The 25,545-nt window shown below is 70.6% G+C and carries 19 protein-coding genes; 12 read left to right on the forward strand and 7 right to left on the reverse strand.

What is annotated here, in order from left to right:
• Positions 1-454: 454 nt before the first annotated feature.
• Positions 455-1,900, reverse strand: coding sequence for an APC family permease (locus AC0Z36_RS21845; RefSeq protein WP_485464688.1), 1,446 nt, complete (start codon positions 1,898-1,900; stop codon positions 455-457).
• Between the two features lie 613 nt (positions 1,901-2,513).
• Positions 2,514-3,869 (reverse strand): 4-aminobutyrate--2-oxoglutarate transaminase, encoded by a 1,356-nt coding sequence (gene gabT, locus AC0Z36_RS21850; protein ID WP_485464689.1) that lies wholly within the window; start codon positions 3,867-3,869, stop codon positions 2,514-2,516.
• 357 nt (positions 3,870-4,226) lie between these two features.
• Between gabT and AC0Z36_RS21855 the strand changes: the two genes are divergently transcribed.
• Positions 4,227-5,759, forward strand: coding sequence for a PucR family transcriptional regulator (locus AC0Z36_RS21855; RefSeq protein ID WP_485464690.1), 1,533 nt, complete (start codon positions 4,227-4,229; stop codon positions 5,757-5,759).
• 118 nt (positions 5,760-5,877) lie between these two features.
• The gene (locus AC0Z36_RS21860) at positions 5,878-7,317 is read left to right on the forward strand and encodes an aldehyde dehydrogenase family protein (protein ID WP_485464721.1); all 1,440 of its coding nucleotides are present in this window, start codon (positions 5,878-5,880) and stop codon (positions 7,315-7,317) included.
• A gap of 96 nt (positions 7,318-7,413) precedes the next feature.
• Here the strand turns inward: AC0Z36_RS21860 and AC0Z36_RS21865 are convergent, their stop codons facing one another.
• Positions 7,414-8,187, reverse strand: a complete 774-nt coding sequence (locus AC0Z36_RS21865) for a phosphatase PAP2 family protein (protein ID WP_485464691.1) — start codon at positions 8,185-8,187, stop codon at positions 7,414-7,416.
• A gap of 216 nt (positions 8,188-8,403) precedes the next feature.
• On the opposite strand from AC0Z36_RS21865, the gene AC0Z36_RS21870 reads away from it, so the two are divergent.
• A complete protein-coding gene (locus AC0Z36_RS21870; RefSeq protein ID WP_485464692.1) occupies positions 8,404-8,892 on the forward strand; it encodes an STAS domain-containing protein in 489 nt (162 codons plus the stop codon).
• A 180-nt stretch (positions 8,893-9,072) separates the two neighbouring features.
• Positions 9,073-11,760 (forward strand): hypothetical protein, encoded by a 2,688-nt coding sequence (locus tag AC0Z36_RS21875; protein WP_485464693.1) that lies wholly within the window; start codon positions 9,073-9,075, stop codon positions 11,758-11,760.
• Positions 11,761-11,961: 201 nt separating this feature from the next.
• Here AC0Z36_RS21875 and AC0Z36_RS21880 read toward each other — a convergent pair whose 3' ends face one another.
• Complete coding sequence (locus AC0Z36_RS21880; protein WP_485464722.1) at positions 11,962-12,543, reverse strand: SCO4651 family lipoprotein; 582 nt, start codon at positions 12,541-12,543, stop codon at positions 11,962-11,964.
• Positions 12,544-13,108: 565 nt separating this feature from the next.
• On the opposite strand from AC0Z36_RS21880, the gene AC0Z36_RS21885 reads away from it, so the two are divergent.
• From AC0Z36_RS21885 to AC0Z36_RS21920, 8 genes are all read left to right on the forward strand, one after another.
• A complete protein-coding gene (locus AC0Z36_RS21885) occupies positions 13,109-13,561 on the forward strand; it encodes a VWA domain-containing protein (RefSeq protein WP_485464694.1) in 453 nt (150 codons plus the stop codon).
• 180 nt (positions 13,562-13,741) lie between these two features.
• Positions 13,742-15,667 (forward strand): acyl-CoA dehydrogenase family protein, encoded by a 1,926-nt coding sequence (locus AC0Z36_RS21890; protein ID WP_485464695.1) that lies wholly within the window; start codon positions 13,742-13,744, stop codon positions 15,665-15,667.
• A gap of 134 nt (positions 15,668-15,801) precedes the next feature.
• Positions 15,802-17,058, forward strand: a complete 1,257-nt coding sequence (gene dxr / locus AC0Z36_RS21895; RefSeq protein WP_485464696.1) for a 1-deoxy-D-xylulose-5-phosphate reductoisomerase — start codon at positions 15,802-15,804, stop codon at positions 17,056-17,058.
• Positions 17,055-18,356, forward strand: coding sequence for a M50 family metallopeptidase (locus AC0Z36_RS21900; protein WP_485464697.1), 1,302 nt, complete (start codon positions 17,055-17,057; stop codon positions 18,354-18,356). The genes dxr and AC0Z36_RS21900 overlap by 4 nt, the downstream gene beginning before the upstream one ends.
• Positions 18,357-18,484: 128 nt before the next feature.
• A complete protein-coding gene (gene ispG / locus AC0Z36_RS21905; RefSeq protein WP_485464723.1) occupies positions 18,485-19,645 on the forward strand; it encodes a flavodoxin-dependent (E)-4-hydroxy-3-methylbut-2-enyl-diphosphate synthase in 1,161 nt (386 codons plus the stop codon).
• A 231-nt stretch (positions 19,646-19,876) separates the two neighbouring features.
• Positions 19,877-21,523 carry an alpha/beta hydrolase gene (locus AC0Z36_RS21910; protein WP_485464698.1) on the forward strand — a complete coding sequence of 549 codons (1,647 nt, stop codon included), beginning with the start codon at positions 19,877-19,879 and terminating at the stop codon, positions 21,521-21,523.
• A 24-nt stretch (positions 21,524-21,547) separates the two neighbouring features.
• Entirely contained in the window at positions 21,548-22,393 is an 846-nt protein-coding gene (locus AC0Z36_RS21915) for a GNAT family N-acetyltransferase (protein ID WP_485464699.1), read from the forward strand.
• Between the two features lie 407 nt (positions 22,394-22,800).
• Positions 22,801-23,436, forward strand: a complete 636-nt coding sequence (locus AC0Z36_RS21920) for a GNAT family N-acetyltransferase (RefSeq protein ID WP_485464700.1) — start codon at positions 22,801-22,803, stop codon at positions 23,434-23,436.
• Positions 23,437-23,519: 83 nt separating this feature from the next.
• Here AC0Z36_RS21920 and AC0Z36_RS21925 read toward each other — a convergent pair whose 3' ends face one another.
• Genes AC0Z36_RS21925 through AC0Z36_RS21935 form a run of 3 tightly spaced genes read right to left on the reverse strand, consistent with a single transcriptional unit; the run spans position 23,520 to position 25,497 of the window.
• A complete protein-coding gene (locus AC0Z36_RS21925) occupies positions 23,520-24,440 on the reverse strand; it encodes an aminoglycoside phosphotransferase family protein (protein ID WP_485464701.1) in 921 nt (306 codons plus the stop codon).
• Positions 24,437-24,946 carry a ferritin-like domain-containing protein gene (locus tag AC0Z36_RS21930; protein ID WP_485464702.1) on the reverse strand — a complete coding sequence of 170 codons (510 nt, stop codon included), beginning with the start codon at positions 24,944-24,946 and terminating at the stop codon, positions 24,437-24,439. The genes AC0Z36_RS21925 and AC0Z36_RS21930 overlap by 4 nt, the downstream gene beginning before the upstream one ends.
• Positions 24,943-25,497 carry a hypothetical protein gene (locus AC0Z36_RS21935; protein WP_485464703.1) on the reverse strand — a complete coding sequence of 185 codons (555 nt, stop codon included), beginning with the start codon at positions 25,495-25,497 and terminating at the stop codon, positions 24,943-24,945. Before AC0Z36_RS21935 ends, AC0Z36_RS21930 begins: the two co-directional genes overlap by 4 nt.
• Between the last annotated feature and the right edge of the window lie 48 nt (positions 25,498-25,545).

Raw genomic sequence — 25,545 nt, forward strand, 5'->3', positions numbered from 1 at the left:
CCCGGTAGCCCGGTAGCCCGGTAGCCCGGTAGCCCGGTAGCCCGGTAGCCCGGTAGCCCGGTAGCCCGGTAGCCCGGTAGCCCGGTAGCCCGGTACCCCGGCGGGGCGGGCCTCTTCGGAGGCTCGCCCTGTTCTGTGTTTTGTACGGAGTACGCCTGGGCGGGGATGGGCTCCGGGGTCCTGGGGTCCCTTTTGGCCCCGTGCGCTGCGGCACGGGGCCGCGACGGCCCGCGAGCGGCTGACCCACTCAACGGCCCCGTATGCAGCCCCCTGCGTGCAAGGGCGTGGAACGTACAGCCGGGGGCGTGGAATGTACAGTCGACGTTCCCGCCGACGGCCGCGGGACATCCTCAGCCGTCTCCGTGTGCCGGGCCCGAAACGCCTGGTGGCCCGCCCCGTGCCGATCGGCACGGGGCGGGCCACCAGGTCGTCCTGAAGCAGGTGGAAGGCTGGATCAGTCCTGCGGACCTTCGTCCACCATCGTGATGATCCAGCGCGTCTCGCGACGCGGGTACAGGTAGACGGCCCAGTAGACGGCTGCCGCCGCGATGATGCCCAGGGTCACGTACACCGACTCCGGCGCTTTCTTGGACAGCTCGAACATCACGTACACCAGGCCGGCGATGAGGAGGACAGGGACGGCGGGCCACAGCGGCATCCGCCACGCCTTCGCCTGCTTGTGCTCCCCGCGGCGGCCGGCCAGCGAAGCGATGGCGACGACCAGGTAGAGCAGGGTCACGGCCACGCTGGTGACCTGCCCCAGGAGTTCGAGGTCGACGAAGCACAGCGCCGCGCCGGGCAGGCCGACCGCCAGCGTCGACACCCACGGTGCGCCCAGACGGTTGACCGTGCCGAAGGCCCGGCTCACCGGCGTGGGCCAGGCCCGGTCACGTGCCGAGGCGTACAGCACCCGCGAGTTCTGGATCACCATGACGATCGCGGCGTTGATGATCGCGAGTGCGATGCACAGGCTGATGAACGTCGCCATCCCGTGGTTGCTCCACCCCTCGATCATCGACACGAAGTCACCTTCGGACAGGGTCTTCATGTCCGAGGCGCCGAGGGTGATGGCGATCGTCGGCAGGATGAGCACCACGGCCCCGATGCCGAGGGTCCACAGCACCGTGCGGGAGACCGTACGGCGCGGCTGGTCCATCTCCTCCGCGAGGTACACGGCGGTGGTGAAGCCCTGCAGTGCGAACAGTGCGACTGCCAGGCCGGAGACCAGGACGCCCTTCGTCAGGGGACTGAGGCCGTCCCCCGTCAGGACCTCAGGGTGGACCAGTGTGGAGACACTCCGCTCGGTGTGTCCGAAGCCGAGGAAGGCGATCACGGCGCAGGCGATGACCTCGAGTGCCAGGAAGATGCCGGTGACCCAGGCGTTGGCCCGCAGGTCGAGCAGACCCATGACCGTCGCGCCGATCATCACGGCCGCCCCGGCGAACTTGATGCCGGTTCCATCCAGATCGATCAGGGAAGTGATGTATTCGCCGGTGCCCAGCGCGATGATCGGTGGGACCACCAGGGCGACGATCGCGGCGACGATGAAGGCGATCCAGGCTGCGAAGCGACCCATGAAGGTGCCGACCATGGCGTACTCGCCGCCGGCGCTGGGAACCATGGTGCCCAGCTCGGAGTAACAGAACGCGACCCCGATACACAGCAACGCGGCGATGACGAGGGTGGCCGCCGTGCCGGTGCCCTGGGTTGCGAACATGTCCGGGACGATGACGAACAGGGATGACGCGGGAGTCAGGCAGGACAGGGTGAGCAGGGTGCCGCCGACTACACCGATCGACCGCTTCAGCGGCTTCGGTGCACCTGCGTGGAGTTCCGTGGGTACGTTCGTCGCCGTGACCGGCGGGGCTGCGGCGTCCTTGCGGAGTGTTGCTTCGGGCATTGGCGCGTTCCTGATCTAACAGGGCGGTGTGGCTATCGCCTCCGAGGACGGACGCAGGTCAGCCGGGAGTGCTGGATGGCGCCTGCAGGGTGCTGCGTAATGAAAGCCCCCAGCCAGGCTGAGCGTCAAGGTCTCGTTAACGACGGAATCCGAAGGAATCTGGCCGACGGTGCGTCAGATTCCATTGTTTCTGGGATTTTTGAGCCACCGATTCCGTAGACGCAGCTGAAGAAGTGTTACTGATAACAAGCCGCGGCGACGGGTGTTAAACGCGTTGCCGTATGGCAGTGCTGACATGCCTGGTTCCCGTGGGGCCAAGAGACTTGAGGTTCTCCTTCGGGCAAGACCCCTGTACGCAGGGCACAAGCGCGTCAGGGCCGACACCGTGCTCAGTGGTCCCGTTCGCACTGGCCCCTGCTCGCGGGCCCCTGCTCGCGGGCCCCGTGCCTGCGGGCACGGGGCCCGCACGGTGGGCCCTGGAACCGGCGTCAGGGCTTCCAGGGCCGTCAGCTGTAGGGTCACCGCCAGGCCGGCCCGCCAGCCGGCTCAGGAAACGACACAACCGCGACCCCTCCCAAGGACGGAGGAGCCGCGGCTGCGGGTGTGCGGAAGGTCAGACGTTCTGTCCGATGACCTTCTCCAGGATGTCGAGACCTTCGATGAGCAGGTGCTCCGGCATGACCAGCGGCGGCAGGAAGCGCAGCACGTTGCCGTACGTCCCGGCGGTCAGGACCAGCAGGCCCTCGGCGTGGCACGCCTTGGCGATCGCCGCGGCGGTCTGCGGGGCGGCCACCTTGGTGCCCGGCTCGACCAGTTCGATCGCGATCATGGCGCCGCGCCCGCGGACCTCGCCGATTGCCCCGTGCCTGGCCTGCATGGCGCGCAGCCGCGTCGTCATGACCTCGCCGATCCGCTGCGCGGCGGCGTTGAGGTCCATCGAACGCATCGTCTCGATCGAGCCGAGTGCCGCGGCGCACGCGACGGGGTTGCCGCCGTACGTGCCGCCCAGGCCGCCGGCGTGGGCGGCGTCCATGATCTCCGCGCGGCCGGTGACGGCGGCGAGCGGCAGACCGCCAGCGATGCCCTTGGCCGTGGTGATCAGGTCCGGGACGATGCCCTCGTCGTCACACGCGAACCACTGGCCCGTCCGGCAGAAACCGGTCTGGATCTCGTCCGCGACGAAGACGATGCCGTTGTCCCGGCAGAACTCCGCGAGCTTCGGCAGGAAGCCCTTGGCGGGTTCGATGAAGCCGCCCTCGCCGAGGATCGGCTCGATGATGACCGCGGCGACGTTGTGCGCGCCGATCTGCTTGGTGATGACGTCGAAAGCCTGCGCGGCGGCCTCCTCGGCGCAGTTCTCCGCGCCGCCGAGCCAGCGGTACGGGTACGCGACCGGTACGCGGTACACCTCGGGCGCGAACGGACCGAAGGACTCCTTGTACGGCATGTTCTTCGCCGTCAGGGCCATCGTCAGGTTCGTCCGGCCGTGGTAGCCGTGGTCGAACACGACGACCGCGGTGCGCTTCGTGTACGCACGGGCGATCTTGACCGCGTTCTCCACAGCCTCGGCGCCCGAGTTGAACAGCGCCGTGCGCTTCTCGTGGTCGCCGGGGGTCAGCTCGTTGAGCTGCTCGGCGACTGCGACGTACGACTCGTACGGGGTCACCATGAAGCAGGTGTGCGTGAACCGCTGGAGCTGCTCGGTCGCCCGGCTGACCACGGCGTCGGCGCTGTTGCCGACGTTCGTGACCGCGATGCCGGAGCCGAAGTCGATCAGCGAGTTACCGTCGACGTCCTCGACGACTCCGCCGCCTGCCCGCGTGATGAACACCGGCAGGGTCACACTGACCCCGCGCGGCACGGCCTGGTCGCGCCGGGCCATGAGCTCGGCGGACTTCGGGCCGGGGATGGCGGTGACGAGGCGGCGCTCCTGCTTGAGCGAGGGCCCGCCGGGCTGCGAAGCGCCCATGGATGTCTCCTTCTTCTGCGGACTCCAGCGGACTGCGCCCGCTCTCCTCACCGTGCCCGCGGGCCGGCAGCCGGACGATTGGTCCGCGGGTGCCTACGGGTGGGTGGAGCCAGTGGTGGGTTTCAGAGCAAGCTAAGCGCCGTTGTGCCGTGCACGCATGCGCCGCACCGGTGAAAAGCCCCAACAGGGCTGTCCGGATCGGACAAGTCGCGACGCGGCGGACGGCCCGCCGGGTGCCTGCGCGGGTGTACTTGCGGTTGCTCCGTGCGGGATGCCCGCTTTTCCGCACGGAGCCACCACGCTGGGACGCTCAGGCACAATGGGTGTCCCGTACCGCTCCAGTCTGGACAAAACACCATGCCGACGACCCTCGACCGACTCGTCCGGGCACCCGCGCTCAACCTCCTCGTCCTGGCGGGGGGGCAGAACCTCAACCGCGGGATCCGCTGGGTGCACACCAGCGAACTCCCCGACCCCACCCCGTACCTCGAGGGTGGCGAACTCCTCCTGACTACCGGGATGAAACTCGGGCGGTCCACGACGGAACGGCAGGCGTACGTCGAACGCCTCGCCGACGCGGGTGTCGCGGGGCTGGGCTTCGGCGTCGGACTGAGCCATGCCTCGGTGCCGGCCGCCCTGGTGGCCGCGGCTGACGCACGGGGCCTCCCCCTGTTCGCCGTACCGCGACCCACCCCGTTCATCGCCATCGGCAAAATGGTCGCCTCGGTCCTGGCCGCCGACCAGTACGAAGCGGTGACCACCGGGTTCGCCGTCCAGCAGGAGCTGACGCGGGCGGTCCTGGGCCGCGAGGGCACCGCAGCCCTCATCCGCCGGCTGGCGGGGCACATGCACGGCTGGGCCGCGCTGTACGACGCCACCGGGGCCGTCGTCCACACCAGTCCGGCCTCGGCCCGGCCCCGGGCGGCGTCCGTCGCCGACGACATCGCACGGCTGCGCGGTCTGCCCGCCCCGGCCTCGGCTTCACTCCAGAACGACGGACCCCACGGCGAACGCATCGTCCTGCAATCCCTGGGCGCCGACCGCCGCATCCGCGGTTTCCTCGCCATCGGCACCGACCGCCCCGCCCGGCCCGTGGACCGGCAGATCATCGGTTCGGCGGACTCCCTGCTCACCCTGGCGCTGGAACAATCCCGGACCCTCGGTGCGGCCGAGGCGCGGATGCGCACCGCACTGCTGCGGTTGTGGCTCTCCGAGGTGATCGCCCCGGTGGACGCCCTCGTACGCGATATCGCCGCGGACCTGGGCACGGCGCTGCCCGACGGGCCGGTGCTGGTGGCCGTCGCCCACGGGCCGGAAACGGCCCGGGCGGTGTTCGCCGAACGCCTCGGCGATGAGACGTTCGCCGCAGAGCTCGACGGGGTCACCGTGGTCGTCAGCCCGGGGCGGCTGACAACCGACGGCGACGCCTCCGTCTTCGGACACGCCGTACGGAGCCTCCCCGGGCTGGTCGTCGGCGTCTCGGCCCCGGGCACGTCCGCGGCGCAGGCGTACCGGCAGGCCCAGCGGACACACGCCGTCGGTGAGCGCACCGGACAGGTGCTGACCGTGCACGGGCAGGACGGCACGGACCTCCTGCGGCTGCTCGGCGACACCGCGGCGCTCGGGTGGGCGGAGGGGATCCTCGCCCCGCTCCTGGCGCACGACGCCACCGCGCGTGGCGACCTGGTCGCCTCCGTACGGGCCTGGCTGGCCCGGCACGGCCAGTGGGACGCGGCGGCCGGCGACCTCGGCGTCCACCGGCACACCCTGCGCTACCGGATCCGCCGCGTCGAGGAGATCCTCGGGCGGCGGACGGACGACCCGGACGTCCGGGCCGAGCTCTGGCTCGCCCTGCGGGTGGCCGGACCCGGCACACCGGACAAGCCGTAGCGTGCCCGGACGTCTTTTGGACGCTTTGCACAAGGCCACGGGGCAGGGCGGGGCTTAGCGTGGAGTGTGGCGAACACCGCGCCCATCCCCGTACGCGAAGCAGGAGCACCCAGTGACCATGACGACCCACGCGTTCTGGCTGGCCGGTCGGCAGGAGACCGGTGAGACGACCTTCGACGTCACCCACTCCTACGACGACAGCCTCGTCGGCCGGGTGAGCGTGCCCTCCGACGCCCAGGTGGAGGAAGCCGTCGCAGCGGCCTACGCCGTACGCGATGAGTTCTCCGCCCTGCCCGCGTACCGCAAGGCCGCCGCCCTCGACCACGTCGCCAAGCGGCTGGCCGAGCGCAGCGAGGAGATCGCCCAGCTGATCACCGCCGAGAACGGCAAGCCCGTCAAATGGGCGCGCGGTGAGGTCGGCCGCGCGGTGTCGGTGTTCCGGTGGGCCGCCGAGGAGGCCCGACGCTTCAACGGCGAGGGCATGCGCCTGGACACCGACGCCGGCGGCACAGGCCGCTACGCGCTCGTCCGCCGCTTCAGCCGGGGCCCCGTGCTTGGCATCTCGCCCTTCAACTTCCCGCTCAACCTCGTCGCCCACAAGGTCGCCCCCGCGATCGCCGTCGGCGCGCCGATCATCCTCAAGCCCGCCCCGGCCACTCCGCTCACGGCGCTGGTCCTCGGTGAGATCCTCGCCGAGACCGACCTGCCCGACGGCTCCTGGAGCGTCCTGCCGGTCCCGAACGACAAGATGCCCGCCCTGGTCCAGGACGAGCGCCTCCCGGTGATCTCCTTCACCGGCTCGGGACCGGTCGGCTGGGGCATCCTCGACTCGGTGCCGCGCAAGCACGTCACCCTCGAACTGGGCGGCAACGCAGCCGCGGTCGTCCTCGCGGACTGGTCCTCGGACGCGGACCTCGAATGGGCCGCGACCCGCATCGCGACGTTCTCGAACTACCAGGGCGGCCAGTCCTGCATCTCGGTCCAGCGGGTCATCGTCGACACGACGGTGTACGACCGGCTCGTTGAGAAGATTGTCGCGAAGGTGGCGGAACAGGCCGTCGGCGACCCGCGCGACGAGTCGGTCGACGTCGGCCCGCTCGTGAGCCAGGACGCGGCCAAACGCGTCGAGTCCTGGGTCGACGAAGCGGTCGCGGGCGGCGCGAAGCTGCTCACCGGCGGCACGCGGGACGGTGCGGCGTACGCCCCGACGGTGCTCAGCGACGTCCCCGGCAACGTGACGATCGCGCACGAGGAGGTCTTCGGACCCGTGCTGACCATCATGAAGGTCGACGGCACCGCCGCCGCCTTCGCCGCGGTCAACGACTCCCAGTACGGACTGCAGGCCGGCGTGTTCACCCACGACCTGCAGACCGCGTTCCGCGCGCAGCGCGAACTCGAGGTCGGCGGCGTGATCATCGGTGACACGCCCTCGTACCGGGCCGACCAGATGCCTTACGGCGGTGTGAAGCAGTCCGGCGTGGGACGCGAAGGCGTCAAGTACGCGATGGACGACTTCACCTACGAGCGCGTCATGGTGCTGACGGGGCTCGACCTCTAGCAGTCACCCGCAAACCACTGCTTCGCAGGTCCGCCGCCCCGTGCCACCGCGCACGGGGCGGCGGACCTGCGCCCGGACCTTTTCCGGGTACGGATTTCAGCCGGACTGGGGCGGCCCACGCGGGGTGGCCGGGGGCAGCCCGTACGTCCGGAACGCCCACAGGGCGATGCCGCACAGGGCCCAGGCACCGAGCACATCCCCCAGCCAGTGGTAGTCGCACCACAGCAGCGAGAACCCGACCAGCCCGCAGAGCGCCGCGCCGGCCCCGTGCACCCGGTGGCGGGCCGCCGGGGACACCACCGCTCCGACCAGGAGCGCAGCCGTGCCGTAACAGACAGCCGACGTCGCCGTATGCCCCGAAGGGAACCAGCCCCACTGGCCGTCGCCGGCAGGTGTTCCCCGCGGCCCGGAGCGGCCGAACCCGACCTTCCCGCCGACCACCGCCGCTGAGACGAGGGCGATCACAACCCCGGCCCGGACACAGGACCTGTACGGGAGTCCCCGCCGCCACGCGTACAGGGCGGCGGCCAGTACCGCCGTGCCCCCAGGCCCGGGGCCACCCAGATCAGCCACGGACCGCATCAGTCCGTCCAGGCCCGGGGCCGCGGCGACCATGTCCAGGAAGACACGGCGGACGGCCCGGTCCACAGCGGACAGCGGGCCCCGGTCCAGCACGACCTGGACGGCGAGGACGACGAACAACACGGCGTAGGACAAGGGGAAGAGGAACCGGCCCACGACGGACCGCCGCCCCGGGACGGGGGGGATCGTCCCGGGGCGGTCACCGGCTTGCTCAGGGCCGGCAGGGGAGGCGCCGGGCCCGGTGCGGGGGGAGGCGGCCGGGTCGGCATCAGGGGTCCGTGCGTGCATCTCACTCGAAGATACGTCCAGGCCGGGGCAGGAGGTTCCCGTCCGGTCCGCCGTCACAAATCCTGCACACCTTCTCCACGCTCTGGAATCCCGCCGGAACCGGCGGTAGCGTGGTCCGCCCTACAGGTGACCGAGGTCACGGACGGCCGGTTTACATGACGGGTCGCGGCAGTTGTCCGCTCCGTGTCCGCGGGGCGTGAAGGTTAGGGTGACCAGGTGGTGGAAGAGTCCGGACCCTCGCCGCGACGTGCGCGCACCGACCCGGTGCACGCCGGGCCGACGCATGCCCGGGAGGCCGTTCCCCCAGCCCTGCCGCCGGGCCGGGACCGCACACCCGTCGTCGCGATCGGCCTCGTCGTCGACGCTGACTGGCAACTACGCATCATCCGGTCGTCCAGGCCCCGCGGTCTGCGCCTGGAAGGCGAAGTCGACCTGGCCAACGTGGACCTGATGCGCCGGGCACTGGCCCGTATCGCCCAGAACGCGGCCGAAGTGCGGCTGGACGTGACCCGGCTGGAGTTCATCGACGTCGCCGGACTGCGGGCAGTGGTGGAAGCCGCAGCCGGACTGGCCGACCGCCAAGGAGTCCTGGTGCTCGTCGGCGCGTCCCAGCAACTGCGGAAAGTCCTGCGGGTCTGCACCTGGGACGCGGTGCCGGGACTCATGGTGTCCGACCCGGCCGGAGCCGCGCTGCCGGGCCGTTGAACACGATCCTTCCGACGCGCTCTGAATGGTCGTCACGCTGCGGGATCGAACAGCTAGATTGAGGACGCATCACACGCTCTGTCGTGTCACTGTGTCGACAAAACGTGTCGACAAGGTGACGGACTCCGCAGTGGTGGACGTGGATCCGGTCCGACGCCTGGGTGGTGTGACGGTATGGACGTGGGGAGCAGCCGCAGGGCTTCCATCCGGCATCGACTCTCCGAGCGGGTGGGGGGAGCGCTGACCCGGCAGGTCGACCGCCGACGCAGCCAGGGGGGCGACCTCCCGGCGAACGCGCTTCCGGCCGGGGAGGAATCGGCCGGGGACACCGGCCGGGACGCGACCCGGACGCAGCGCGGCACCGACCGTACGGCCTACACCAGACGTGTCCAGGAACCAGCGGGCCAGGAAGCGGCAGGTCAGGAGCCGGGGGGCCAGGAACTGACCGTGACCACACCGGCCCCGCGCGTACCCGGCTCCGCGCGCCGCTTCGGCGTGCGTGGCACCTCCGTACCCGGCCCCACCGTCTCGGCCCCGCGCAGCAGCCCCGCCCGGCCCCGGGCCGACGGATTCGACCTCTACGCCTGGCTGACCGCCCCGCGCCACCGCGAAGCGCCCGGCATCTACGGCTACGGCCGCGACGAACGCGAACTGAAACTGGCGAAGACCGACGCACAGGCCCGCAAGCGGCCCGAAACCACCCTGCTGCGCCGTGCCGCGCTGTGGCTCCTGATCGCACTGGTCGGCCTGCAGTGGATCGTGCCCTGGTACGTCTGGGTCGTCACCACGGTCAGCCCGAAGTTCCTCGTGCCGCTGCTCCTCGGCCCGCTGCTCTACGCCTTCTTCTTCGTCAGCGTCGCCTACTTCGGCCGCTGGCACGAACTGCTGACCCCGTACGCGAGACCTCTGCTGCAACGGATGCGTGACCGGGCCGAGTCCAACGGCCGCCCCCGCCCCGAGCAGGTCCGCCGCGCCGTGTTCTTCGCCGTGGTGGGCTTCGTGGCCTGGGCCCTGCTCATGCAGCCGTTCGTCGAACTGCTGCTGCTCGTCTTCCCACAAGGACCGCTGCACGACCTCCAGTGGCTGGTCCGCCTGGTCTACAACGGCGGGTTCATCGCCGCGGCGGCCTGGGGCGGTCGGTGGCCGGCACTGGCCCGGCCCTACCTCGTGAAGCCCCGTGCGGCAGCCGCCGTGCCAGGCCCGGGGCACAAAGACAAAGACAAAGACAAGGACAGGGACGGCGTACGGGGAGCAGCCCGTACGGTGCCCACCCCCGACCCCGACGACCTGTGGCCCGAACTCCACGACGCCGGACTCGACACCATCGCCGACCTCCTCGACCGCGAGGCGGACACGGGCCGCGTCAGCGACGTCGACTACCTGCGTCTGCGTCGTGTCCTGGAAGCCGGGGGAGGCGAGCGGGAGTACTTCGACGGCGTCGCCGACGAAATCCGCAGGCACGGGGCGGCGGCGTGCCCGCACAGCTCCGGCTTCCGCGACCTGCGCCACCGCCGCACCACCCACGACCTGCTCGCAGCCCAGGTACGCATCGGCACCGTGACCGACGCCCCGCAGAACCCCGACAGCCACCGCGCCGAAGACCTCGCCCTCGACCCGGACACACTCGGCGGATCCCTCCTGCTGGTCGGCCCGGACGGCGCGGACGAAAGCCGCACCGTGCTGCGCGACATCGTCGAAACCACCACCCTGCGCGCCCTCGCGGGCGAAGCCTCCCTGCTGGTGCTCGACTCCCACGGTGACGCACTGGCCCGCGACGGGGCGTACGACATCGAGATCAAGGTCGGCGACCCCGACTCCCCGTGGGGCCTGGAGCTGTACGGCGCGGGCGGCGGCACGGACGAATCCGCCGACCGGCTGGCCGCCGCCGCGGTCCCCGCCCACGGGCCCGGCGGCGACCGGCTCGACGGGGCCCGTGCGCTGCTGCGCCAACTTCTCGCGGCGTACACCGCAGCCCACGGCCGTTACCCGTCACTCAGCCGGCTCCTCGACCTCCTCGACGGCGAACCCGAGGCACTCCAGGCACTGCGCGGGGCGTTGACCGGTGCGGGCAAGGCCAATGAACACGAGCGGGCCCTGCGGGCCTGCGCGCGCCGCGACGAACCGGCCCAACTCCTCGTCCAGCGGCTCACAGTGCTCGAAAGCCCCGGGATCGCCGAACTCTTCGACCCGCGGCGGGAAGACCGCTTCGCCATGCGGGACATCGCCCGCCCCGTTCGCGTGCACGTCGCGCTGCACGAGGCGACCCACGCCGCCGCCGCAGGGATCCTCGGCCGCCTGCTGACAGCCCAGTTCGTCCAGACGACCACCGCCCGCCGGAGCCGTCGTACGGTCTTCAGCCAGCTCGTCGTCGACGGTGCCGGGCACTACCTCGACGACTACGCCGTGCAGGGCCTGCACTGGGTCCGTCCGCGGAACGCCTCGATCGCCCTGTCCGTACGCTCCCTGTCCGACTTCCCCGAAGAACTGCGTGGGGCGGTCCTGGGCGGCACCGGCTGCAAGGCCCTCGCCCCGGGAGCCGACGTCCGCGACGCCGAGGCACTGGCCGACCACTGGGGCAAGGTGGTCCGCGAGGAGACCTCGATCACCACAGGAACCCCCGAGGGCGGGGTGATGCGCCGTGCGCGGTTCGCGGTCACCGGCGCGCTGTTCGGCGCGAAGGCCTCCGGCCGACTTCAGCGGGTCACGGTGCACGAAGTCGAGCGCTACCGCTGGTCCCCGTCGGAGATCTCCACCGTGCTCGGACCCCGTCACCTGCTGATGAGCCTCACGGGTCAGGACGGTACGCGCACCGAACCCCTGCTGGTGAAACTCAGGGCCGACAAACCCGCTGGGCCCGACGGTGCCTGAACTGCCCTGACGGTTCGTTGTGGGCCCGGCCCACTGTGCTCAGGCAAGGCCCCGGAGTCGTCACTCGGATTCCCGGAGGAACGCCAGACAGTCCACAGTTGCCCCGGGCGGCGGAGCAGCCGTCTTCACCGGGGTTCCCCAGTCTTTGTACTTGACGACCGACGTGTTCTCCCCGAAGAGGCTCTTCCGTTTCATCGTCTGTCAGGTCGGGAGGCAGTCCTTCCCGATCCACACGTCGAGGGCGAAGGACGCGAGCCTGAACCCCGTCGCCCGCTCCTGGAATTCCTTCAGGGCTTCCGGGACGACGCCGAGTTGTGCCGCATCGGTTTCCTGCCATGTCGTGCGGTCTACAGTTCCCGCGTAGTGGACGGATCCTGTTGCGTCCGCCGCGCCGGTGACATGTACGTCCGGGGAGGCCTTGAGGAGCGCCACTGGCACTACGGGGTCCTGCTGGCTCCCCATCAGCCTGTTCATCAGTTCGTAGAGGTCCGCGCCCCGGTGTTCGGAGTCGTCCTGCGTGGCCAGTGCGGCGACATCCAGTTTCAGCCAGGTTTTACCGCCTGCCCGCTGGATCGATTTCTCGTGTGAATCCATATAGCGGAAGTCGCGGGTCAGCAGGATGTCGACGGGGCCGTCCGCACCGGTCATCCGCAGGCCCTGACTGAGCACGCTGGCCCGCGCGACGGGGTCTTTGCCGAACCGCACGGTACCGATGGTGCGTGTCGGTACCTCGTTTTCACCGTTCTGATCGATGGTCACGCGGACTGAACCGGCTTTGGTCATCGCCAGGGAAGCGGGCGTCAACTCGGCGCTGGTCTTCTACCACTTCGGGGGAGTCGACCCGCTGCTTCTGGCCGCGTACGACCTCTCCTCGGAACAGCGGATGGTGCGGCACACGGCGGCCGTGGGACCCGTGCGCACCCTCGAAGGACTCTCCGAGGTGGCCACCGGGATCTACCGCTACGACCTCGACGGGGGCACATCGCGCTGCTCACCGAGTTGGTCGCGGCCAGCATCACCCGTCCCGAACTGCGCGAACAGCTGGTCTCCCGCCTTGAGCCGTGGCTCGACCTGGTGGAGAGCACCCTGGTGCGGGTCATCGGCGGCACGCCGTTGGCCAAGCTCATGCCGCCGCGCGATCTCGCCTATGCCGCCACGACGTACTACATGGGCGTCAACCTGTTCACCGTGCTCGACCCGGACCGGTCCCGTACCGAATCGGTGTTCGACATGGGCCGGCGGCTGGCGCCCCGGGCCAAGCTGCTGACGATGCGTCCGCCGCGCCTGCGGACCAAGGCTGCCGGGAAGAAACCGGACTTCCGCCGAAGAAGCCGCACTGCCCGCGAAAATGCGAAAGCGCATCTCCCCGCGCAAGCGGCAAGTCGGCGTCTGCCTGGAGAAGAAGGGCCTGACCGGCCTGCGAGCCCAGGTGGTCCTCGTACTGGACGGTTCCGGCTCCATGGCGCTGCTGTACGCCAAAGGCGCCGTCGCCCGCGCGGTCGAACGCCTCGCCCCCGTCGCCGCGCGACTCAACGACGGCGGCGTCCACCAGAACGCCAAGATCAAAGAACGGCTCACCCGGGCCTCGGCGCCCCCGGTCTTCTGGCAGTTCGTCGGTCTGGGAAACGCGGAGTACGGCGCGCTGCGGGAACTCGACGACCTCCCGGGCCGGGCCGTGGACAACGCGGACTTCTTCCCGGTGGACGACCTGGACCGGGACGGGGCCGAGGAACTGTACGACCGGCTGCTCAACGAGTTACCCGGCTGGCTGACCGCCGCACGGGCGGCGGGGATCCTCTGACCGGCGCATCGCGCGGCACCATCCCCCGGGCCCCGCATCTGGACAAGACCACCTGAAGCGGTCTTGAGTGGGTCCGTACGGGCAAGGCTTTATTGATTCGCACCGCCCGGCCGGTAGTGCTGGAAATCCGGTACGGCCGGGGACAGGTTCACCGCAGCGAACCGCTAAGGAGTGCCGCCCATGTCGGCTGTCACCGAACGCGACGCCCGCAAAGTCGCCGAGGAAGCCCGCGAACAGCAGTGGCGAAAGCCCAGCTTCGGCAAGGAACTCTTCCTGGGACGCCTGCGGCTCGACCTGATCCACCCGCACCCGGAACCCGACGCCGAGGAGGTACGACGCGGGGAGGCCTACCTCCTGAAGCTCCGGGCGTTCCTCGAGTCCGAGGTGGACGGGGCAGTCATCGAACGCGACGCCCGCATCCCCGACGAGGTCGTCCGCGGGCTCCGCGACGTCGGCGCGCTCGGCATGAAGGTCGACGAGGAGTACGGCGGAGTCGGACTGAGTCAGCTGTACTTCAACAAGGCCCTGGTCCTGGCCGGTTCGGCGAGCCCCGCGATCGGCACACTGCTGAGCGCCCACCAGTCGATCGGTGTGCCGCAGCCGGTCAAGATGTTCGGCACCCCCGAACAGAAGCGGAAGTACCTGCCGCGCTGCGTCACCGGGGTCAGCGCCTTCCTGCTCACTGAACCGGACGTCGGCTCGGACCCGGCCAGGATGGCGATGTCCGCCGTACCCACCGAGGACGGTTCCGCGTACATCCTCGACGGCGTGAAACTGTGGACCACCAACGGTGTCATCGCCGACCTGCTGGTGGTGATGGCCCGCGTGCCGAAGTCCGAAGGGCGACGGGGAGGCATCACCGCGTTCATCGTCGAAGCGGACTCACCGGGCATCACTGTGGAGAACCGCAACTCCTTCATGGGCCTGCGCGGCATCGAGAACGGACTGACCCGGTTCCACCAGGTCCGTGTCCCCGCCGAGAACCTCATCGGCACCGAGGGCGCGGGCCTCAAGATCGCCCTGACCACGCTGAACACCGGGCGCCTGTCCCTCCCCGCCATGTGCGCGGGCGCGTCCAAGTGGGCCCTGAAGATCGCCCGCGAATGGTCCACGGAACGCGTCCAGTGGGGACGCCCCGTCGCTGGGCACGAGGCCGTCGGCGGCAAGATCGCATACATCGCCGCAACCGCGTTCGCCCTCGAAGCGGTCCTCGAACTCACCGCCCGCATGGCCGACGAGGACCGGCGCGACATCCGCATCGAAGCGGCACTGGCAAAGCTGTACGGCTCGGAGATGGCCTGGCTCGTCGCCGACGAACTCGTCCAGATCCGCGGCGGCCGGGGCTACGAGACCGCTGCCTCACTGGCCGCCCGGGGCGAACGCGGCGTACCCGCCGAGCAGGTCCTGCGCGACCTGCGGATCAACCGCATCTTTGAAGGCTCCACCGAGATCATGCACCTGCTGATCGCCCGCGAGGCGGTCGACGCCCACCTCACCGTGGCCGGGGACATCATCGACCCGGAGAAGGACTTCAAGGCCAAACGCGAGGCCGCGGTCAAGGCTGGAGGTTTCTACGCCCGCTGGCTGCCCAAGCTCGTAGCCGGCAAGGGCCACGTGCCCACCTCCTACCGGGAATTCGACCACCAAGGTATGCCTGGACTGTCAGGCCATCTGCGGTACGTCGAACGCGCCTCGCGCAGGCTCGCCCGGTCGACGTTCTACGGCATGGCCCGCTGGCAGGGCGGGCTGGAGCACAAGCAGGGCTTCCTCGGCCGCATCGTGGACATCGGCGCTGAGCTGTTCGCGGTCAGCGCGGTGTGCGTACGCGCCGACATGCTGCGCCGCGGCGACAAGGTCCAGGGCATCCCGGCGTACGAGCTGGCGGACCTGTTCGCCCGGCAGGCCCGGGTCCGGATCGAGGAACTCTTCAACCGGCTGTGGACGAACACCGACGCCCTGGACGTACGGATCACTGAAGGGGTCGTCGCCGGTCGCTACCTGTGGCTGGAGGAGGGCGTCATCGACCCGTCGACGGAGGGACGGTGGATCGGCGAGGCGGAGCCCGGACCGTCCAAAGTCGAGGACCTGCACCGGAAGATCCTCTGAGTCCGGGCGGCCCCGGGCGGTCCGGCCCGGGGCCGCCGCGGGGCGCGGACGCCGGGCTCCGGGGCGAGCTGGGCGCAGCGAGTCGCGCGCCGCCCCGTGCACCGCGGCACGGGGCCGACGGTCAGAATGGGGTCATGGACTCCCTCGCCGATCCGTACACGCCTTTCGCCGACCCCGACGCCAAGCCGGACCGGCGGGACGTCGTCCTGCTCGGCTCCACCGGTTCGATCGGCACCCAGACGATCGACGTCGTGCGCGCCAACCCGGACCTGTTCAGGATCACCGGGCTGAGCGCGGGCGGCGGCCGGGTGGACCTGCTCGCGAAGCAGGCCCTGGACCTCGGGGTGGAGACCGTCGCGGTCGCGAAGGCCTCGGCCGCGCAGGACCTGCAACTGGCCTTCTACGCCGAGGCGCAGAAGCGGGGTTACGCGACAGGCGGCTACCGGGTCCCGAAGATCCTCGCGGGGCCGGACGCGGCGACCGAGCTGGCCTCGTACGACTGCGACGTGGTCCTCAACGGGATCACCGGCTCCATCGGGCTCGCGCCCACCCTCGCCGCCCTCACAGCGGGGACCACCCTCGCGCTGGCCAACAAGGAATCGCTCATCGTCGGCGGCCCCCTGGTCAAGGAGATCGCCCGTCCGGGGCAGATCGTGCCGGTCGACTCCGAGCACTCGGCGCTGTTCCAGGCGATGCGCGCGGGCAGCTACGACCGGATCCGGCGACTGGTGGTCACGGCGTCCGGCGGTCCGTTCCGCGGCCGTACGCGTGGACAGATGACTGACATCACCCCCGCCCAGGCCGCCGCGCACCCCACCTGGGACATGGGGCCGGTGATCACGATCAACTCGGCCACCTTGATCAACAAGGGGCTTGAGGTCATCGAGGCGCACCTGCTGTACGACATCCCGTTCGACCGGATCGACGTCGTCGTCCACCCGCAGTCGATCGTGCACTCGATGGTCGAGTTCATCGACGGGTCCACCCTCGCCCAGGCGTCGCCGCCCGACATGAAGCTGCCGATCGCGCTCGGCCTGTCCTGGCCGGACCGCGTTCCGGGCGCGGCCCCCGGCAACGACTGGACGAAGCCGGCCGTGTGGGAGTTCTTCCCGCTCGACAACGAGGCCTTCCCCGCCGTACAACTGGCCGCGCACGCCGGACGCCTCGGCGGCACGGCGCCCGCGGTGCTCAACGCCGCGAACGAACAGTGTGTGGACGCCTTCGTCGCGGGGAACCTGCCGTTCCTTGGAATCGTCGACACTGTGGCACGTGTTCTCGAAGAGCACGACGTACGCGGCGGAACCGCCCTGACCCTGGAGGACGTCCTGGACGCGGAGAGCTGGGCCCGTCGCCGGGCGGACGAGATCATTGCTGGAGGGACGGCCGCGTGAACGCCCTAATGACGGTGCTCGGCATCGTTGTCTTCGTTGTCGGACTGCTCTTCTCCATCGCCTGGCACGAGGCCGGGCACCTGGCCGCCGGAAAGCTGTTCGGCGTCCGCATCCCGCAGTACATGGTCGGCTTCGGCCGGACCATCTGGTCGAAGAGGATCGGCGAGACCGAGTACGGCCTGAAGATGATCCCGGCCGGCGGCTACTGCCGGCTGATCGGCATGTTCCCGCCCGGCGAGGACGGCCGGATCAAGGCCCGGTCCACCTCGCCGTGGCGCTCGATGATCGAGGACGCCCGCGCCCAGTCGTACGAAGAAGTCGGCCCCGGCGACGAGAAGCGCATGTTCTACACGCGCAAGCCCTGGCAGCGTGTGATCATCATGCTGGCCGGCCCGGTGATGAACCTGATCCTCGCGGTGGTGTTGTTCGTCGCCGTTTTCATGGCGTTCGGTGTGCCCAAGACCACCACCACGGTCAGTACGGTCTCCGACTGTGTCGTGCCGGTCTCCGCCAAAGTCGAGGTCTGCCCCGCGGACGCCAAGCCGAGCCCGGCCAAAGCCGCCGGACTCAAGCCCGGGGACAAGATCCTTTCCTTCAACGGTCAAAAAGTCACATCGTACGAGCCGCTGCAGAAGATGATCCGCAAGACGATCGGCCCGGCGACCATCGTCGTTGAGCGCGACGGGCAGCAGCTGACGCTGACCCCGGTGCTGACCGCGAACAAGGTCCCCAAGCTGGACAAGTTCGGCGACGCGGTCAAGAACGAGACCGTCACCAGCGGATTCCTGGGCTTCGGACCGGCAGGCAAGATCGAAAAGCAGGGTCTGGCCGGATCGTTCGACCAGATGGGTGAATACGTCCAGCGGGGCATCGACGGTCTGCTCAAGATCCCGCAGAAGGTCCCCGCCCTGTGGGGTGCGGCCTTCCAGGGTGACGAGCGGGACAAGGACTCACCCGTCGGCATGGTCGGGGCGGCGAGGGTCGGCGGTGAGGTCTTCTCGTACGACATGCCCGCCAGCAACAAACTCGCCACCATGGTGACCCTCCTCGGCGGCATCAACCTTTCCCTGTTCCTGTTCAACATGCTGCCGCTGCTGCCCCTCGACGGCGGACACGTGGTCGGCGCGCTGTGGGAGTCCCTGCGTCGCAAGGCGGCCAGGTTGTTCCGCCGGCCCGACCCGGGCCCGTTCGACGTGGCCAAGCTGATGCCCGTCGCGTACGTGGTCGCCGCGGTGTTCGTGGCGTTCACCGTGCTCGTACTGATCGCCGACGTGGTCAACCCGGTCAAACTGACATAGCGGTGCTGTCGCAGTCCTGCCACAGACGTGCGTACGGCCACCACTGATTCCCTGGAAAGAGACCAGGTGGCGTAGCGTTGGCGAACATCACCACCGATAACACCGACCCCACGGGACTGAAGCCGAAGATGACCGCGATCCAGCTCGGGATGCCCTCCGTACCGAACCGGCCGATTGCGCCGCGACGCAAGTCACGCCAGATCATGGTCGGCAACGTACCCGTGGGCGGAGACGCCCCGGTGTCGGTGCAGTCGATGACTACGACTGTTACTTCCGACATCAACGCCACCCTGCAGCAGATCGCCGAACTGACTGCGTCGGGCTGCCAGATCGTGCGGGTCGCCGTGCCGACCCAGGACGACGCCGACGCGCTGGCGACGATTGCGAAGAAGTCCCAGATCCCCGTGATCGCGGACATCCACTTCCAGCCGAAGTACGTGTTCGCGGCCATCGACGCGGGCTGCGCGGCCGTCCGGGTGAACCCGGGCAACATCCGCCAGTTCGACGACCAGGTCGGCCTCATCGCCAAACGGGCGTCCGCGGCGGGCACCCCGATCCGCATCGGCGTCAACGCCGGGTCGCTCGACAAACGCCTCCTGGAGAAGTACGGCAAGGCCACGCCTGAGGCGTTGGTCGAGTCGGCACTGTGGGAGTGCTCCTTGTTCGAAGAGCACGACTTCCGGGACATCAAGATCTCGGTGAAGCACAACGACCCGGTTGTGATGATCGAGGCGTACCGCCTGCTGGCCGAACGCTGCGACTACCCCCTGCACCTGGGTGTCACCGAGGCCGGACCGACCTTCCAGGGCACCATCAAGTCCGCTGTGGCCTTCGGCGCACTGCTCTCCCAGGGCATCGGCGACACCATCAGGGTCTCGCTCTCCGCCCCGCCGGTCGAGGAGATCAAGGTCGGCAACCAGATCCTGGAGTCACTCGGGCTGCGCAAGCGTGGCCTGGAGATCGTCTCCTGCCCGTCGTGCGGTCGCGCCCAGGTGGACGTGTACAAGCTCGCTGAGCAGGTCAGCGCGGGCTTGGACGGCCTCAAGGTGCCGTTGCGCGTCGCCGTCATGGGCTGCGTCGTCAACGGGCCCGGGGAGGCCCGTGAGGCCGACCTGGGTGTGGCGTCGGGCAATGGCAAAGGCCAGATCTTCGTCAAGGGCGAGATCATCAAGACCGTCCCCGAGTCGAAGATCGTGGAGACGCTGATCGAAGAGGCGCTGAAGATCGCCGAGCAGATGCAGGCCGACGGGGTCATCTCCGGTGAACCGTTCGTCGAGGTCTCCGAGTAGTAGTCGGCCGGTAGTAGATCGGCTGGTGGCCGACAACCCGGCAGAATCTGCGTACAGACGTACGAAAACCCCCGCACGGTCCGCCGTGCGGGGGTTCTGCGTGCTGCCATCCGGGTGACCCGTGCACGTCGGCCCCGTGCGGGGCGGCACGGGGCCGGAATCATCGGCCCCGGAGCGGCCCCACGAACCGGCCGCCACACCGCGCACCAGGGGGCCTGCCCGATGAGACGCATGACCACAGCGGTTGTCGCCGCCCTCGCCGTCGTGGCGACCACCGCTCAGGCGCCGTCGCTGCCCCGTGCTGCGGGAACGCCTGCCCGCACGGCGCCGACGACGGCCCCCGCGATCACGTGGAGCGACTGCCCCGTGCCGCACGGCACGGGGGAGCGGTGCGGCAGCGTCACAGCCCCGCTGGACTACGCCCGTCCCGACGGGCCCGGCATCCGGATCGGTGTCTCGAAGACCGCGGCCACCGGCACGGCCGGGGAACGCCGCGGCATCCTCGTGGTCAACTTCGGCGGCCCCGGAGCCCCTGGGGTGGGGCTCGCCGGAAGGTTCGCCGGGCAGTTGCCGGCCACGGTGCGCCGCGCGTACGACGTCATCGGCTTCGACCTGCGGGGCCGGGGCACCAGCACCCGCCTGGACTGCCTCGACCTGAAGACCTTCTCCCAGCTGAAGCCGGACACCGCACGCCTGGACCAGCCCGGGATGCGGGCCATGACTGACGCCGCGAAAGTGCTCGCCGACGGCTGCCTCCGCGACGGTGCGGCGCTGCTCCCACACCTGACCACCCGGAACATCGCCCGTGACCTCGACCGGGTGCGGGCCGCGCTCGGCGAACAGAAGATCACTTACCTCGGCTACTCGTACGGCACCTACCTGGGCGCGGTGTACGGACAACTGTTCCCCCGACGTGTCGACCGGATGCTCCTGGACGGGGCGGTGGACCCCGCCCTCGTCTGGTACGGCACGGGGCTGCTCCAGGCCCCGGCCTTCCACGAGCGCTGGCAGGCCTGGGCACGGTGGACGGCCGGGCACGACGACCGCTACCACCTCGGGAACACGGCCGGGAGGGTGCTGCGGTCCTGGGACGCCGCCCGCGAGGCGCTGGCCGCCCACCCCGACGCCGGGGACTTCGGCGGCACGGAGTTCGACCTGTCGACCGTCTCCCACCTGTACAGCGACCGCCAGTGGCCCGCGTTGGCCGCTTCCGTGTCCGCCTACCACCAGCGTGGCGACGCCGGCCCGGTGCGCGCCCTGGACGGCGCGCCCTCTGCTGACGACGTCAACTTCGAATCGGTGTTCCAGTCCGTGACCTGTGCGGACGCCCCGTCCCCGGCTGACCCGGAGGTGTTCGCCGCCGACGGGCGGCGGCTCAAGGCGGCCTACGGCTACCTGGGTTCCACCATCGCCTCCGCCGGTGCTTGTCTGTATCTCCAGACAAACCATGAGGAACCGGTGAAAATCACTGGTACGGGGCTTCCGGCGATCCTGATCATCTCCGGAACGCAGGACCCCGCGACCCCGTATGCCGGTGCGTTGAGCATGCACCGCGCTCTGCCGTCCTCCCGGCTGCTCACCGTGACCGGGAGCGGAAACCACGGGCAGTACCTGCGCGGCGGCCCGTGCGTCGACGACCAGGGGACCGGCTACCTGGTGGACGGCACTCTCCCCGGGGCGGAGCTGCCCCGTGCCGAGCAGCCCGGGGCGGAGCTGCCCCGTGCCGAGCAGCCCGGGGCGGAGCTGCCCCGTGCCGAGCAGCCCGGGGCGGAGCTGCCCCGTGCCGAGCCGACGGGAACCGGCCTCCCCGGAGCCGATGCCTCCTGCCCCGCGCTGCCCGCCCCGGGCCCGGACGGGGGACGCGCTCTGGTCGGCTGACAGTGCGGATGGCACGCTAGACCCGTGCTGAGCCCGGTAACCACCAAGGTCCTCGACGTGACCGACCTGCCCGCAGTCCACGCGGTGCTCGACCGCGATCCGGTCACGAACGTGTTCGTGGCATCACGTGTGCACCGGGCGGGCCTCGACCCCGGCCTCCTGGGCGGTGAGATCTGGGGCTACTACGCGGACGGTGAGCTGACCTCCCTCTGCTACGCCGGAGCGAACCTGGTGCCGGTTGAGGCCGGGCCCGGTGCCGTGCGCTCGTTCGCCGACCGGGCCCGCCGCGCGGGACGCCGCTGTTCCTCGATCGTCGGCCCCGCGCCGGCCGCCGCGGGACTGTGGGAGCTCCTCGAACCGGTGTGGGGCCCCGCCCGCGACGTACGGCCCGCACAGCCGCTCATGACGACTTCCCGACTGCCGTCCGACGTCGAACCTGACCCGCTCGTCCGCCGCGTGACACCCGGTGAGATCGACACCCTGATGCCGGCCTCCGTGGCGATGTTCATCGAAGAGGTCGGGATCTCCCCCCTGGCCGGCGACGGCGGGGCGATGTACCGGGCCCGGGTCAGCGAACTCGTGCACGCCCGGCGGGCCTTCGCCCGGATCGAACAGGGCAGGGTGGTCTTCAAAGCCGAAGTCGGCGCGGTCACCCCCTACGCGTGCCAGGTGCAGGGGGTCTGGGTGGCTCCGGAACGGCGTGGGCAGGGGCTTTCGGAGACAGGCATGGCCGCGGTCGTCGCGTACGCGCTGCGCGAGATCGCCCCGACGGTGACCCTGTATGTCAACAGCTACAACCTGCCGGCCCGCGCGGCGTACCGCAGGGTGGGGTTCCGCGAGGTGGGGACTTTCATGAGTGTGCTGTTCTGACGCTCCGTACCGGGCGGGTTGCGGCTCCGTGCAGCGTTGCCCGGCCCGGAACACCCTGTCGTGTGGCCCGTGGCCCGTGGCCCGTGGCCCGTGGCCCGTGGCCCGTGGCCCGGCCCGGCCCGGAACACCCTGTCGTGTGGCCCGTGGCCCGTGGCCCGTGGCCCGGCCCGGCACACCGCGGAGTGCGGCACGGGGCGCCGACAGGCCCCGTGCCGCAGGGCACGGAGCCCCCACCTGGCGTCACGTGCCCGCTGTGCGGCGGATCCCCTGTGTCCAAAACCTGATGCCCGTCCCGGCGTCCGCCCGGGAACTGTTCCAGCGCCCGCAGCCAGCACCGCGCGGCCCGACCGCGCGTCCCCGCTGCCATGTTCGATCCGCAGACGTCCGCACGCGGTACCGTGACGATCATGGAGCTTGGGAGCAGGCCCGGAAGTGGGTGGGGCGAACCCGGGAGTGGGCCGGGGACCGGAGCCGGAAACGGGCGGGCCCGGAGCCGGAGCCACAATCAGGAGCAGTGGACCTGCCGCGCGATCGACCTCGCCGGACACACGGACGAAGTGGTCGCGGTCCAGGCCCAGGCTTTCGGACTGTTCGAAGACGAACTCCCGGTCCGGGCACGGATAGTGCGCCGGCACGCGGACTTCCCCGGGGCCCGGGCGTTGGGTGCCTTCTCACCGGCGGGGCGCCTGGTCGGCTTCGCGTACGGCTATCCCAACCTCAAAGACCAGTGGTGGAGTCTTGTCATCCAGCCCTACTTGGTCCGCCGCAGGTACGGGTCCTGGCTGGAGGACTCCTTCGTCGTCGGGGAGCTGCATGTGCTGCCGCAGTGGCAGAAGCACGGAATCGGCAGCACGCTGATCCGTCTGTTGTGCCGCGGCCAGGGCCAGGACCGGGTGCTTTTGTCCGCGCTGGACGAGGACACTCCTGCCCGGTCGCTGTACTACCGCCTGGGCTTCGACGATCTCGCCGCCCCGGTACTGTTCCCGGGCAACGACCGCCCGTACACCGTCATGGGGGCGACCCTGCCGTTCCTGGAAGGCTGACTGAGCGTTCGTCAGCCGGTGCGACCAGCCGATCCGGCCCGGTATGCCCGGCCCGGTATGCCCGGCCGCCAAGCCCTGCCAAGTCAGCGCAGCCAGTCAGCCACAGCGATCAGGTCCTCGCCGGCCTTGTCGCCCACCGACAGGCACCACAGGCCCAGCGCCAGGGCCTGGACCAGCGCCCAGCCGCGGACCCGCTCGGCGTCCAGTTCCAGAGCGTCGGCCAGATAGGCCGTCCGGCGGCGGACCACTGCCTGGGGCCGGGTCTCGGCCACCACCGTGTCCAGCCGGTCGCGGACCAGGACACCCAGGTCGAAGGCCCGTTCCCCGAGCATGGGGCGAGGGTCGATGGCCAGCCACTTGGACCGCTCGGCGGCCAGTACGTTGCCGTGGTGGCAGTCGGAGTGCAGGACGACCGTCTCAGGCTGGTCGGCCGCCAACTGCGTGCACAGCGCGACTGCTTCGTCCACCAGCGCCCGGTCGCACGGGGCGCCGAGCGCGGCGAACCGCTGCGGAATCGATTCGGCCCACCGGTCCGCCCGGTCCGCGACCAGGTCTATCGCGCAGTCGGCGGGGGGATCCACCCACAGGTGGCGCAGCACCCCGGCGGCCTCCAGCATCGCCTTGTCCTCGGCGAGCGAGCGCAGCGACACCTCCGGCTGCAGCCGCTCCAGGAGCATGGCCCCGCGCGGGGCGTCGGACTCCAGGAGCCGTACGGCCCCGTGCCCGTCCCATATCGCCAGCGCGTCGGCCTCGTGCGACGTGTAGCGGTCCAAAAAACCCAGCTTCAGGGTGGCGGCGGTGCCGTCGGCCCGGCGGACCAGCAGGGTGAGGCTGATCGCCCCGCCGGGCAGTACGGGGCGTTCCACTGTCAGGCCCCAGCGCTCGATGCAGTCGGCGGCCAACTGCGGCAGGGTCGCCAGCCACGGGGCGGCGGCCTGCTGGCCGCACCAGCGGACCGTCGTACGGGCCAGGCGCTCGGGGATGGCTATCGAAGTGACCGTCACGGTGTCTTCCCCCCAGGTGCGGATGAAGCAGATGAAGCGGATGGGACAGCTCCGGGTACCCGTTCGGGCAGGCCGGGGAACGCGGTACCGGCTCCGCGCCAGCGCGCGGCCCGTACGGCCGTCTCCTGGAGCCAGCGGGCGGCGTTGCCGCGCAGGTCGCCGGAGGCGGCCCGGACCAGGTCCGTCTGGGTCGCGGCCACCCCGTCCTCCAGGTGCACCGCGAGCCGGGCGGCGTCCTGCGCGCTCTCCACCGGGAACGGCAGTCCGTACGCGGCGGCCCCCGCCGCCGGTTCCGCGCCCTGCCCCTTGACCAGCCGGGCGAGCCCGTCGCGCCGGGCCCGGTGCGCGTCGTAGGCGGTCCGCGCGTCCGTACGGGCCTGCCCGGTGGACTTCGCGCCGACCACGCCGTAGCCGTAGACCGCGGCGTGCTCAGCCTCCAGCGCCTGGGCCAGCGCCGCCACCAGCGGCGTCGGCTTACCGGACGGGGTAGGTCCTGCGCTGGTCATGAGGGACTCCGGAGGAGATACGCCTGGGCGGCGTGCGAGGCGGCGATCGAAGCGAGCAGCCGGGCGGTGCCGGCGGTGGCCCCGACCAGGTCCACGGTGCGCTCCTCGGCGGACCGCTGTGCCGCGTCGACCAGGGCCTTGGCCGCCTCGGCGGCCGACGTCGGCACCGGCGGGGGAGGCCCGGGGCCCCCGGAGGGGACGGGCGGAGCGGAGGCACTGTCGGACAGGGCGGTCAGGTGCTGGTCGAGTTCAGCCGTCAAGGGTGCGATCCGGGCGCCGAGCGCGGTGTGCGCCGCGGCGGTGGCTCCGTACTGCGCCTTCAGCGCCGTCACGGCTTGGACGGCGCGGCCGCGGGCTGTGTCGTCCTGCTTGCGCTGGGCGGGGCCGGGGCCGTCGTCGCCGGTGCAGCCGGCGGCTCCCAGAGCCAGGAGCGCGAGGGCCCCGCCCAGGACCGCACGGCGCCCGGGGGCGGAGGCCCGCTGGAGATCCGGGCCGGGCCGGCGACGCCCGTGCGCCGCTTCGAACGCCTCGCGCATGCGTATCGCTCCCACCACCTGACCGTGGACCCGGCACGATGGAACTGGAGGAACCAGGGCAAC

The sequence above is a fragment of the Kitasatospora sp. UYEF31 genome, assembly GCF_057291755.1.